This window comes from Kribbella amoyensis, from assembly GCF_007828865.1.
GTDB lineage: Bacteria > Actinomycetota > Actinomycetes > Propionibacteriales > Kribbellaceae > Kribbella > Kribbella amoyensis.
Genome location: NZ_VIVK01000001.1, coordinates 4954215 through 4966425 on the forward strand (window position 1 = coordinate 4954215; position 12211 = coordinate 4966425).

9 protein-coding genes are annotated in these 12211 nt (G+C 69.3%); 1 reads left to right on the forward strand and 8 read right to left on the reverse strand.

The window, feature by feature from the left end:
* Nucleotides 1-144: 144 nt before the first annotated feature.
* From FB561_RS23225 to FB561_RS23245, 5 genes are read right to left on the reverse strand one after another with little or no spacing between them, the layout of a single operon-like run.
* Nucleotides 145-3561: a CBM96 family carbohydrate-binding protein gene (locus FB561_RS23225; RefSeq protein ID WP_145810167.1), complete on the reverse strand. Its 3417-nt coding sequence runs from the start codon at nucleotides 3559-3561 to the stop codon at nucleotides 145-147.
* A gap of 46 nt (nucleotides 3562-3607) precedes the next feature.
* Nucleotides 3608-4405, reverse strand: a complete 798-nt coding sequence (locus FB561_RS23230) for a type 2 periplasmic-binding domain-containing protein (RefSeq protein WP_145810170.1) — start codon at nucleotides 4403-4405, stop codon at nucleotides 3608-3610.
* Between the two features lie 18 nt (nucleotides 4406-4423).
* Nucleotides 4424-5242 (reverse strand): twin-arginine translocation signal domain-containing protein, encoded by an 819-nt coding sequence (locus tag FB561_RS23235; protein WP_145810172.1) that lies wholly within the window; start codon nucleotides 5240-5242, stop codon nucleotides 4424-4426.
* An 18-nt stretch (nucleotides 5243-5260) separates the two neighbouring features.
* The gene (locus FB561_RS23240) at nucleotides 5261-6142 is read right to left on the reverse strand and encodes a carbohydrate ABC transporter permease (RefSeq protein ID WP_145810175.1); all 882 of its coding nucleotides are present in this window, start codon (nucleotides 6140-6142) and stop codon (nucleotides 5261-5263) included.
* Complete coding sequence (locus FB561_RS23245; protein WP_202880718.1) at nucleotides 6139-7101, reverse strand: ABC transporter permease subunit; 963 nt, start codon at nucleotides 7099-7101, stop codon at nucleotides 6139-6141. Before FB561_RS23245 ends, FB561_RS23240 begins: the two co-directional genes overlap by 4 nt.
* A 171-nt stretch (nucleotides 7102-7272) precedes the next feature.
* Here FB561_RS23245 and FB561_RS23250 point away from each other — a divergent pair, with 171 nt between their 5' ends.
* A complete protein-coding gene (locus tag FB561_RS23250) occupies nucleotides 7273-8304 on the forward strand; it encodes a LacI family DNA-binding transcriptional regulator (protein WP_145810177.1) in 1032 nt (343 codons plus the stop codon).
* A gap of 84 nt (nucleotides 8305-8388) precedes the next feature.
* Here the strand turns inward: FB561_RS23250 and FB561_RS23255 are convergent, their stop codons facing one another.
* The 3 genes from FB561_RS23255 to FB561_RS23265 are packed head-to-tail and all read right to left on the reverse strand — an operon-like array spanning nucleotide 8389 to nucleotide 12209.
* Nucleotides 8389-9648 (reverse strand): ATP-grasp domain-containing protein, encoded by a 1260-nt coding sequence (locus FB561_RS23255; RefSeq protein ID WP_145810179.1) that lies wholly within the window; start codon nucleotides 9646-9648, stop codon nucleotides 8389-8391.
* 12 nt (nucleotides 9649-9660) lie between these two features.
* Nucleotides 9661-10947, reverse strand: coding sequence for an MFS transporter (locus tag FB561_RS23260; RefSeq protein ID WP_145810181.1), 1287 nt, complete (start codon nucleotides 10945-10947; stop codon nucleotides 9661-9663).
* Complete coding sequence (locus FB561_RS23265; protein WP_145810184.1) at nucleotides 10944-12209, reverse strand: ATP-grasp domain-containing protein; 1266 nt, start codon at nucleotides 12207-12209, stop codon at nucleotides 10944-10946. The genes FB561_RS23260 and FB561_RS23265 overlap by 4 nt, the downstream gene beginning before the upstream one ends.
* Nucleotides 12210-12211: the final 2 nt, after the last annotated feature.

Sequence of the window (12211 nt, forward strand, 5' to 3'; positions counted from 1 at the left end):
ATGGCGGACCTGCAGCACTCATCAACCTGCGCGGCCGCATGGGTGTCGGACTGCAGTAGGCGTGGGGGGCCACAGCTGGCCGGCCGGGTGGGGGGTTGATGAGTGGTGCAGGTCCACCCCAAAGGCACGCGCGGCATGGTGAGCTCAGTTCTGGAGGGTTAGTTGGAGGTAGGGGCGGTTGGTTTGGGCTTCTCGGCTGGGGTAGCGGGTCAGGGGGCCGTAGGTGGTTGCTGCGGAGGTCAGGGCGAGGGTTATGTCCTGGCCTGCGCAGAGTTGGGTGCGGACGTAGGTGGTGAGGTCTGCTGTTGACCAGGTTGGGGTTTTGGTGAGGTTGATGGTGGCCAGGGGAGTGCCAACGGCCGGGCGGTTGTTCCAGGTGAGGGTGGATTCGGACCAGGGCGTGGTGACTGCGCGGATCGTGTCCACCGCCGCTACCTCGTTGCCGCTGCCGATCACGCCGTAGAGGTGGAGGACGGCTTGCTGGATGGTGCAGCCGTAGCGGTCGGCCTTGAAGGTCAGGTAGGCGATGCGTTCGAAGCCGCTGCCGAGGTCGGGGTTGTTGCGGACTTCCAGCGTCGTGCCCTTGCTGGTGGTCGTGTCCGGGGTACCGGCGTAGACGTACCCGTCCGCGCTGGGTTCGAGGTGGGACGGGTCGTCGACGGTCACGGGGACACGCGCGACGGCGTATGCGGAGCCCAGTTCGACCAGGGCGGTCACCGTGGTCCGGCCGCCACCGACCGCGGTTAGGTTGCCTGAGGCATCGATTGACGCGATCCCGGGACCGTCGCTCGACCACGAGACCTTCGCCGTGGACAGGTCGACAACGCTCCCGTCCGAGGCGGTACCAGCCAGCTGGAGTCGTACGCCTGCGCCGACCAGCAACGTAGGTGTCGAGGGCGTCGCCATCACGGTGGTCAACCGGTCCTGCCGTGGCGGCGCATCAGCCTCGGCCTGATTTGCGTAGACGCGGAGCTCCAGGATCGACGTGAAGGAGCTCACCGAGTTCCCGTGGCCGACCAGCCGCAGGTACCGGGCCGGCCGCGGGGCGAACCCGAACACCTCGAGGTCGTCCGTCCGCCCCGACGTCGTCACGCGATCCAGGACGGTCGTCCACGCCTTCCCATCGGTCGACACCTGCAGATCGAACGTCGAAGTCCGCGCAAAGCCGTTGTAGTAGGCGGTCGCGAACGCACCAACTGTCCGACGATTCCCGAGATCCAGCGTCACCGACGCACCGTCCTTCGCGGCCGACCACCGGCTCCCGAGACTCCCGTCGACCACGTTCGCCGCCGGGGTCCCGTCCTCCACGTCGGCGCTGACGTTCGCGATCGGCACCGCGCGACCGACCCGGCCAGGCTGATGGAAGTGCACCTGGTACCTGGCCCCCGCCACCCACCGACCGTCAACCCGCCGCGACGTAGCGACCGTGGCAACCCCGACGACCCCGCTCGCCTGGCTCACGGTCGCCCGCACGTCCGGTCCACTCGCCACCGTGATCCGCGGCGCAACGGTTGCCGAAGCGGGCAGCGTCACGTCGTACCGGAAGCGGTTCGGCGAGTACCCGGGCAACGCGGCACCACCGACCGCGATCCGCTGAGGGCCGGCCGAGCTCGCGGCCGCCTCGTTGCCCCAGTCGGACAACGGCACAACAGCAGGCACCGAAGTCGGCGGCTCCTCGCCCGCGGCCAGCGGTACGAGCCGGACAGCGACCGTCGTGCTCGTGATCGACGGGAGCGAGATCCGCACCGTACGAACCCCCGGCTGACTGCTCTGACCAGCGGGCGCGGGACTACCAGGCAGCGGCTTCGCAGTACCGACGGTCAGTTTGGCGCCCGGGGTCAGGACCTGCAGCCACAGCCGTTGTCCCGAGCGATAGAGCATCGCGGATCGCTGGTCGGCGGCGGTGACCACGTCGGCCCGTGTGTGCAGGATCGAGGTGTAGTCGATGGCCGACGACGCCTGCACCTCGTCCTGGATCAGCACCTGACGTCGATCGTCGAAGAGCTGCACACCTCGCTGCGCCCGCGGCACGCCGTACATCGCAGTGAGATCGGTGATCGTGGACCAGCGGTGCGGGCTGGACTCGACGGTCCGGATCGGGGCGCCGGCGGTCAGGGCGCGGGACGGGACCGGTCCGTTGCCGAGCACCATCGTGTTGTTGCCCTCGGCCCGCGCCACGTAGTAGTCCCAGCGGCCGCCGGAATCGAGCCTCCAGTCGAAGTACCCGGGCAGGCCGTAGCCGTCGCTGCCGAGCTCGTCGAGCCAGCGGACCCCGTTCGCGTCGACGACGACGTTGCCGGCGTCGAGCCCTTCGTGCGCGACCACCTGGTCGTACCCCGCGCGCAGTCCCTTGGTGGCGACGCCGACCGCGTACGGGTCGTCCCACGCACTGCGGGCGGTCGCGAACTCGACCCCGTCGAACGTCGAGTCGGTCGTGCCCGGATGCGTCGGACCACCAGAGGTCGCCGGGTCGTACCAGATCAGGTCGAGCGGACTCGGGGACTGGTCGGCGCGCTCCGATGCCCACGCGGCGAGGTACGGCTTGTCGTACCGATCGGCCAGCCACTGCATGGACGGTAGGTGCCAGCTGGGCGTGACCGAGCCGAAGAAGTCGGACCCGCCGTCGCCGAAGTTGTACGCCTGGCTGAGTGGGCCGGTGGCGTGGATCGCGAAGTCGCCGGTGCCGGCCAGCCCCGGCAGGTTGCTCAGACCGAAGTCGGTCCCGGTGGCCGTGGTCATCGCGGCCAGGTAGGCGACCAGGAACTCGGTGCCGTACGCCCAGTACACCGGGCTCTCCGCGTAGCCGCCGTCCGGGTGGTACTCCTCGATGCCGTTCTGGATCGAGGTGATGCTGGCCCGCAGCACCTGGTCGGCGATCTCCGGTTCCTCGTCCGCGATCGCCAGAGCGGCGAGCGCTACCGCGTTGCAGACCAGGTTCCAGTTGTGGGGCTGGGTGAAGAAGCTGGTGGGCTGCGCGTAGTACGTCAGCGCCGGCCGGAGTGCCTTGGCGACCAGGGCGGCTCGCAGCGTGGACCGTTGGCCGGCGGTCAGCTCGTCGTACAGCCAGTCGTAGCCGACGGCAACGGTACTGGCCATCTCGCCGACGTCGAGGAAGTGCGACGGGTTCCAGTCGGTGAAGCCGGCGACGGCGAGCAGTTCGGCGATCGCGCGGTCGGCGTACCGCTGGTCGGCGGTCAGCCGGAACTCCAGCGCGAGCGTGTAGACGCGGCGCTTGATCTCGTCCTCCAGCTCGCCGGAGACGTTCGAGCCGTCCTCCTTCGGGACCGGCAGGGTGAGGATGGCGTCGGCGTCACGCCGTAGCTCGGCCTGCCAGCGCTGGAGCCGTTGGTCGGTGCGCAGCCGATCGGCGAGCGTGGTGAACGTCGAGGGCGTGGCGAGCACGCGGGGATGGGTGGGGGAGACCAGGTCGACGACGCTGGCCGGTGGTTCGATCGGCGCGGCGGCCTCGGCCGGAGCCGCGGTCACCGCACCGGCCAGGACCAGGAGGCCGGCCAGCGCGACGGAGAGGGGCCGGAGCAGGCGTGACGAGGATGAGGGCATGACGGGACGACCTTCGCTTTCGTCGGAAGGCGGGACTGCGGGAGGATCAGCGGCCGGTGTACTGCTCGGCGTACTCGCTCGTGACGGCGGAGCCGCCTTGCTGCTTCCACTGCTCGACGACCGAGGCCCAGTCCGACACCGGGCGTTTGCCGCCGATGATCTCGTTGAGCGCGTCGTTGACGAGCTGGGTGAGCTTCGGGCCCTTCGCGGCCTGCGTCTCCGAGACCAGACCGACGGTCGGATCGGCGATCCCGAGCGGGACGATCTCGCTCTGCGCCGCGTGGTTGCGCCGGGTCGCTTCCGGTGCCCCCGGCAAGTACAGCACCGACGGGCCGGCCGCGATGTAGCGCAATGGCAGGTTGGTGTTGTTCTCGCCGCCGTCGGTGGCCAGCTTGGTCGGCAGCGGATCACCTTCCGGCGACCGGGTGAAGTGCACGCCCTCGACGCCGTAGTTGATCAGCTCGTACTCCGTGCTGCCGAACGGCGCGGCCAGGAAGTCGAGGACGCGCAGCAGCAGCTTGATCCGCTCCGGCGCGGCCTGCTTCAACGCGGTGAAGCCACCCCGGCCGCTGTTGGAGAAGATCCCGTTGCCGAGACCGACCGACGGCTTCGTGCCGTACGGCCGAACGACGTCGACGGTGAACGCCTTGCCGACGCCGGAGACCAGTGCTGGGTAGCTGCCGATGCCGTTGGTGATGGAGTACGTGGTGCCGTTCATGAACAGCGTCTGCGCCTGGGTGATCTGGGTGGCCAGGATGTCGGGGTAGTAGTAGCCCTTGGCGTTCCACTCGCGCAGCCGGTTCAGCGTCTCGGGGTACCGCGGGTCGTCGTACGCGGTCTTCACGGTGCCGTCGACCAGCGACTAGCTGCCCGCGATCCCGTCGGCCCACAGGTGGTAGTAGGTCCCGAAGGAGTTGCCGCCGAGCGGGTACCGGCGGCCGCCGACGAGTTGGCCGAGTCCGGCGCCGAACTGCTCGGCGCTGATCCCCGATCCAGTGATGCCGGCCCGGGTGAGCGCCTCGGCGTTGCCGAAGTTCGCGCCGCCCATCCGGGGCCGGGGGACCGGGATGCCGTACAGCCGGCCGCCGATCCGGCCGACCGACTGCCAGGCGAACGCGGGCAGGTTGGCCAGGTTCGGGTACGCCTTGATCGCGTCGCCGGACAGGTACTCGGTCAGGTCCGCGCACTTGGCCTGGGTGAACGCGAGCGCGTTCGGCATCGTGGTGTCGATGGTGGCGATGATGTCGGGCAGATCGCCGCCGGCCATCAGGGTGGCGTACTTGGCGTTGAGGTCGGCCGCGTTGACGATCGTCAGCCGCAGATCGACGCCCATCGCCTGGTTGAGCGCGGCCCACAGCCGGTTCCGCTCGGCCGGGGCGGGCGCGCTGCCGTACGTGATCACGACCGCGGTCACCACGGAGCCGTCACCAGGCTTCTCCGCGACGGTCCGGACCGGTTGCCGGGGGTACTTGAGGAACGCGTCCTGGATCCCGCCCTCGGTGCCGGGCAGATCCGGCTTCACCAACGTGCGCGGGTGGTACTCGGGGAACGGTGCGGCGTCCTTGCCGGCGTTGCCGACCTGGCCGGAGCCGGTCCCGCAGCCGGTCAGTCCGCCGGTACCGACGGCGACGGCCGCGGCGCCGACGAGTTTGAGGGCCGATCGCCGGGAGATTCTGGTCATGACTTCTCCTGCCTGGGTTCAACTCTTGATGGCCCCGGTCAGCACACCCTTGGCGAAGAACCGCTGCACCAGGGGGAAGGCGACCAGGATGGGGAACACGGCCACCGCGACGGTGGCCATGGTGGTGGTCTGCGGGGCGAGCTCGGCCGCCCCGGCCGCCATCGAGGTGTCGGGGTTGGCCCCGAGCAGAACGATCTGCCGCAGCAGCGGCTGCAACGGCCAGCTGTTCTGGTCGTCGAGGTAGAGCATCGCGTTGAAGAAGCGGTTCCAGTAGCCGACCGCGTAGTAGAAGCCGACCACGGCGATCACCGCCTTCGACAACGGCAGCGTCACGTTCCACAGCACCCGCCAGTCGCCGGCGCCGTCGAGGCGGGCACTCTCGTACAGCTCCGCCGGCAGGCCCTGGAAGCTGCCCCGCATGATCACCAGGTTGAAGGTGCTGATCAGGACCGGGGCGATCAGGGCGGCGTAGTTGTTGCGCAGGCCCAGCGCGTCGACCACCAGGAAGCTGGGGATCATCTGGGCCGGGAAGAGGAACGTCACCAGGATGCCGAGCATGATCGGCTTGCCGCCGAAGACGCCGGGCCGGGCGAGGGCGTACGCGAGCAGGACCGTCGCGGCCAGGCTGGCCAGGGCCCCGATCACGGTGACGAGGGCGGAGATCGCCATCGCGTGACCGACCACGCCGCTGGCGAAGATGAAGCGGTACGCGTCGAGGGAGAGGCGTTCGGGCCAGATCGACCAGCCGCCGTTGCGGATCACCTGGGCGTCGGGGGACAGGCTGGTCGCGATCACCACCCAGAACGGCAGCACGATCAGCAGGACGGTGACGACGAGCCCGATGCCCTTGCCTGCCAAGGTGATCGGCCGGGGCTTCTCCTGCCAGACCGGGCGGCTCATCGGTACACCCCTTCCTCGCCGAGCCGGTGCGCGATCCGGTTGGCGACGATCACGAGGGCGAGGCCGATCAGGCCCTTGATCACGCCGGCCAGGGCCGCGCCGCCCCAGTTCCCGCCGATCACGCCGTGGTAGTAGGTGAAGGTGTCGAGAACCTCGGCCACCCGCGGCGAGAAGCTGTCCCGCTGCAGCAGCACCTGCTCGAAGCCGACGTTGAGGATGTCGCCGAGCCGCAGGATCAGCAGCAGGATCAGGATCGGCCGCAACGCGGGCAGCGTCACGTGCCACAGCCGGCGGGCGGCCGACGCGCCGTCCATCGCGGCCGCCTCGTACAGCTGGTCGTCGACGTTGTGCAGGGCGGCGAGCACGATGATCGTGCCCCAGCCGCAGTCCTTCCAGATCAGCTCGGCCACCATCAACGGCCGGAACAGCGCGGGATCGCTGAAGATGCTGACCGTGTGCAGGCCGTTGTCGGCGAGCACGCCGTTCAGCAGCCCGGCGCCGCCGAGCACCTGCTGGAACATCGCGACCACGATCACCCAGGACACGAAGTGCGGCAGGTAGACGATGCTCTGCACGGACTTGCGGATCCAGTCCCGGGTGATGCTGTGCAGCAACAACGCCAGCGCGACCGGCAACGGGAAGAAGAAGATCAACTGGAGCAGGGCGAGTGCGACGGTGTTGACCAGCGCCTGCCAGAAACTCGGATCGGCGAAGAGCTCGACCGCGTTGTCCAGGCCGACCCAGCGGCTGCCGGAGAAGCCGAGGAACGGCACGTAGTCGAGGAAGATCACCACGTTGCCCAGCAGGGCGGCGCCTTCGAACAGCAGGAAGAAGACGAGGCCGGGAAGCATCATCAGCAGCAACGTGCGGTCCCGGACGAGGCGGGTGAGGCGGCCTCGTCCGGTGGTGGTGCGAGGCCGGGTCGACGCGTCGACGTCGACTGGCGCGGTAACAGCCATGTGTCTGCTCGGCATCCTGACGGAGGGGTGGGTGGCAGCGAGTAAAGCGTTTTCCATCTTTTGCTGTCAAGAGTCCACCGCGTGCTCCCCGAGTGCGTTACTGTTGGGCAGGTCAGAGAAGCGCAACCGTTTTACTTCGGTCACCAGGACCGGGGACGAGGGAGTGTGGTGATGGCCCAGGGCCGAGCGAGTATCCGCGACGTCGCCGAACGGGCAGGCGTGTCGGTCTCGACCGTGTCGCGCATCCTGAACGGCAGCTATTCACCCGCGCCGAAGACCCGGGACCGGGTGATGCGCGCGGTCCAGGAGCTGTCGTACGTCGCGAATCCGCACGCCCGGGCGTTGATCCGGCAGGAGTCGACCACGGTCGCGATGGTGCTCCGGATGCTCGACGACGGCTTCCTGCTCAAGGTGGTCCAGTCGATCGCGGCCGAGCTCGCCGCGGCCGGCCGGCTCTGCCTGATCGGTACCACCGGGGTCGACGCCGAGCGCGAGCTGGAGGTGCTGGAACAGATGCGCGGCCAGGGCGTGCAGTCGATCATCCTGATCGGCGCCGTGGTCGAGACCGAGGAGTACCGGGACTTCCTCGGCCGGTTCGCCGCCTCGCTCTCGGGCAGTGGCACCCGGCTCGTGTTGTGCGCCCGCCCGCCGATCGACGAGGCCCCGGGGACGTCCGTGGTCGAGTACGACAACGAGGGCGGCGCGTACGCGGCGACCAGTCACCTGCTGGTCCAGGGCCACCGGCGCATCCTGCACCTCGGCGGACCCGAAGGGCAGAACACCAGCCTGCAACGCCTTGCCGGGTACCGCCGCGCGATCGAGGCGCTCGGTGGCGACGCCGATCCCGCGCTCGAGGCGGGCCAGGCCTGGGACCGGGAGACCGGGTACCAACGGATGCGCGCTGTCCTCCAGGACGGGACCCGCGACTTCACCGCCGTCGCGACGTACACCGACAACGTGGCCGCCGGCGCGATCCAGGCGATCCGAGAAGCCGGGCTGCGCGTCCCCGAGGACCTGTCCATCATCGGCTTCGACGACGCCGCCTTCGCGGCCGACCTGCGGCTGAGTACGGTCCACATCCCGGCCCAGCAGCTCGGCCAGATCGCGGCCCAGATGGCGACCGGTGAGCGCAACGCCGACACCCGGCTCAAACTCGGCACCCATCTCGTCCTGCGCGAGAGCGTCACCCGCCGGACCACCTGAAACGCAAAGGACCCCGGGTACGCACGGCGTACCCGGGGTCCGGATCAGCGGTCGGCCTGGGGGGTCTCGGCTGATCCTCAGCTCCTACGGTTCGTCGATGACGATGGCGGCCTCCATCTCGAGCACCCGGCGGTAGTCGTCGTCGAGGGTCTGCGCGTCGCTGTGGATCAGGATGACCCAGGCGAGACAGGTGAACAGGTCCACGGTCTCCGGGACCACCGCGTCCTCGTCGTGCAGGATCTTCATCCAGTGGAACGACTTGAGGTTCTCGATCCCGTCGAAGACCTCGCGGTTGCGGAAGTATCCGTCCCGGTAGGCCGAGACGAAGATGCCGCGCAGGTGCTGGACCAGGTCGAAGCTGTCCCGCACCTCGCCGCGGACCCGGTGCGCGACCGTCCGCTTGATGTGGTTGTCACCGGTGGCCAGCTCGCTGACCATCTGGTGACCGCCACCGGCCGGCCGCGCCGCGACCTCGATCAGCCGTGGCCCGTCAGCCGTCATCATCACCTCGGCGTGGCCGCAGCCGGTCCGGATGCCGACCGCGTCGAGCACCTGCTGGGTGTACGGCCAGATCGCCAGCACCTCCGGGTCGTCCGCCGCGAGGAAGTCGATCCGGTGGTAGATGCCGATCTTGTCGCCGCGGCTGATCTTCGTGTAGCGGCACACGTCGACGAGCGAGTGCTTGCCGTCGACGGTGTAGCTGTCGACCAGGTACTCCGTGCCCTCCGCGTACTCCTGGATCAGCACCGCGTCGTTGACCAGGCCCATCTTGTTGGTCCGGCCGAGTACCCGGTCGAACCGCTCGCGCCAGTCGCCGTCCTCGAAGACGACGTACACCTCGTCGCCGGCGGCGCTCTTCGGCGGCTTGATCACCAGCCGCCGGCCGAGCAGGTCGTTCTCCTTCAGCCACCGCTCGGCCTCGGCCGGGTCGGCGGTCCGGAGCTGGCGGAGCCGGGGGACACCCGCGACGCGGAGCGCCTCGGCCATCTCCCACTTGTCCCGCCGGGCCGCGGCGAGCTCGGGGACGTTCCCGGTCCCGGGGACCAGGATCTCCACCAGCTGGTCGTACAGCTCCACGCCGCTCTCGGCGCCCGGGACCAGGTACTCCGGCTCGTACTGCCGCAGTTCCTCGGCCAACGCGGCCACGTCGCCGGTGAAGTAGTGCACGTGCTCGAAGTCGTCCGGGTGCCAGCTGGTCGTGTACGCCGGCGGCGGCTCGGTCCCACTCAGCACGGCGACCGGGATCTGGCCGGCCTCCTCGAAGGCGGCCGGGTACTCCTGGCCGGTGGACAGCGGGTCCACGATGATCGTGTACCGGCCGGGGGAAGGTAGTTGCTCAGTCATTTCGGGGTCCTCCTACGAGCTCTCGCTCGGCAACGGCTCGGCGGCCGGGGTGATGTCCACTGCGGGTTCTTCGTCGGACGCGGCGGCGCGGGACATCCCGAAGTACGCGAGCGCGATCCCGACCGCACCGGCCAGGCCGCACCACACCCACACCTGGGTGCCGACCGAGTTCCACGCCCACACACCGAGGAACGGACCGAGCGCGGAGCCGAGTCCGAACATCGCGTGTGCCGACCCGACGTACCGGCCGAGCAACGGTTTCGGCGCGGCCATGCCGGGATAGGCGAACATGGTCGGCCCGCCGATGATCTCGGCCAGCGTCCAGAGCAGGGTGCCGATCACGAAGATCGCGATCCCGCCCGGCAACGCGTAGAACGCGAGGCCGCCGCCGAGCAGGACGAAACCGATCATCGCGACGGTCCGGGCCGGCCAGTTCTGCACGACCTTGGTCACCAGCAACTCGCAGGTGATCACGATGAAGCCGTTCAGCGCGACTACCGCGCTGAACCACCACGTGGACAGCCCGTCCGCCTTCATGTGCAACGGCAGCACGGCCAGGTACTGCATGTAGATGGCCGCGTTGATGAACATGCACAGCAGGAACAGCACGTACTTGTAGTCCCGCAGCACCGCGAGGTACCCGCCGCCGTTGGCCGCAGGGGTCTCGCCGGCCACGGTGTCCTGGACCTCGGCGGTCTCGGACGGCCGCCGCTTCGGCAGGGCGACGATCGCGACCACCGCGTACGCCAGCGCGGCCAGTGCCTCGCCGATGAACAGCAGGTTCCACGAGACCGCGACCAGGGCCGCACCGATCAGCGGTGCGGCCGTGGTCCCGAGGTTCATCGCCAGCCGGTAGACCGCGAAGATCATCACCTGGCGGTTCTTCGGTGTCAGCTCGGTCAGCAGCGCCGCCGACGCGGGCCGGTAGAACTGCCCGACCGCACCGGCCAGCGCGACCACGACCACGACGGCCGGGTAGCTCGGCACGTACGCGATCGCGAGCACGAACGCGGCCATGCCGAACATGCTGATCATCACCGCGGCCCGCGGCCCGACCTTGTCGGACAGCGAACCGCCGATGATCAGGCCGAGCACCGAACCGGCCCCGTAGATGCCCAGCGCGGTGCCGGCCTGGACGTCGGTGAAGCCCTTCGAGGTGGTCAGGAAGAGCACCAGGAAGACCTGCAGGAACCAGCCGAGCTTGTTCACGAAGACGCCGACCAGCAGCGCCTTCACCGGAACCGGGGCGTCCTTGATGGTCGCCCAGATCTCGGTACTTCCGTCGGTGCCGGTACTCACTGGGCGGCCTCCTCTGGCTCCTTCGGGTTGCCGGACCAGCGCAGCGCCTTCTCCGCGGCGTCCAGGCCGGCCCGGCACTCGTCGACCGAGGTGGCCACCACCGTCGCGTACGCGATCCGGCCCCACAACGTGCCGTCCGGCGGGGGACTGGTGGTCTGACCGGCGGTCATCAGCGGGACCAGCTGGTCGATCGTGCCGGGCAGCCCGGTCTCGTCGAACTCGACCGACTCCAGCACGGTGTCGTTCTCGTCGACGTAGAAGAACCGCACCCCGCCGACCACCGCGCGGTCCGGTACGAGCTCGGGCGCCCGGCCGGTGGCGACCGCGGCCGCGGCCAGACCCGGGTCGGCGCCGGTCGCCTGCAGGCCGAGGTACGGGATCATGTCGCCGCCGATCCGGGCGTTGATCTCGATGATCTTCGGCCCGTCCGCGGTCATCATGATCTCGGTGTGCGTGATCCCGTCGGTGAACGCGATCGCGGTGTGCGCGTCGACGAGGACCTGCATCAGGTGCTCGTCGGCCAGCAACGGGTCGGCCGCGTCGACGAAGTGGCCGATCTCCTCCGCGTACGGCGGGTACCCGATCTCCTTGCGGGCCAGGCAGAACGGCGTCACCTGGCCCTGGAACACGGCCGCGTCGATGCTGATCTCGTACCCGTCGGCGAACTCCTCGACCAGCACCTTGACGTCGTAGTGCGGTGCCTCCGGCACGGTGGTGTCGTGCGCGAAGTCCCAGTTGTCCTTGAGCTCCGCGGCCGAGTTCACCTTCACCACGCCGAGGCTCGCGGCCAGCGCGCGTGGCTTGAGGATCACCGGGTACCCGAGCTTGTCGGCGGTGACGAGCGCGTCGTCCACGGATTCGACCAGCACCGACTCGGGCTGCGGGACGCCGTGCTCGGCGAGCGCGGTCCGGGTGAGGTGCTTGTCCCGGCAGCGGTTGATCATCGCCACGTCACCACCCGGCAGCCCGAGCACCTCGGCGATGTGGGCGGTCTGCAGGATGCGGGCCTCGTCCCAGCAGAGCACGCCGTCGATCGGCTGCTCGGCGTGCAGCTTCTTCGCGGCCTCGACCAGCAGGTCCGCGTCGAGGGTGGTCTCGAGGACGGTCCACCCCTCGATGTACTCCTGCTCCCAGGTCGGCTCCGCGTGCAGGAACATGTGGATCCGGTACTGCGGGGCGACGGAGCGCAGGATGTACTCGCGGAACAGCCGCATCCCGGTCGCGACGACCAGCAGGTGGGGTCGTTCGGTGGTCGGATTCATGG

What these genes read in the sequence shown, in the direction of transcription:
- FB561_RS23225 (WP_145810167.1), bottom strand. Translation starts at nt 3,561, where the DNA reads ATGCCCTCATCCTCGTCACGCCTGCTCCGGCCCCTCTCCGTCGCGCTG.
- FB561_RS23255 (WP_145810179.1), bottom strand. Translation starts at nt 9,648, where the DNA reads ATGACTGAGCAACTACCTTCCCCCGGCCGGTACACGATCATCGTGGAC.
- FB561_RS23245 (WP_202880718.1), bottom strand. Translation starts at nt 7,101, where the DNA reads ATGGCTGTTACCGCGCCAGTCGACGTCGACGCGTCGACCCGGCCTCGC.
- FB561_RS23265 (WP_145810184.1), bottom strand. Translation starts at nt 12,209, where the DNA reads ATGAATCCGACCACCGAACGACCCCACCTGCTGGTCGTCGCGACCGGG.
- FB561_RS23250 (WP_145810177.1), top strand. Translation starts at nt 7,273, where the DNA reads ATGGCCCAGGGCCGAGCGAGTATCCGCGACGTCGCCGAACGGGCAGGC.
- FB561_RS23235 (WP_145810172.1), bottom strand. Translation starts at nt 5,242, where the DNA reads ATGACCAGAATCTCCCGGCGATCGGCCCTCAAACTCGTCGGCGCCGCG.
- FB561_RS23240 (WP_145810175.1), bottom strand. Translation starts at nt 6,142, where the DNA reads ATGAGCCGCCCGGTCTGGCAGGAGAAGCCCCGGCCGATCACCTTGGCA.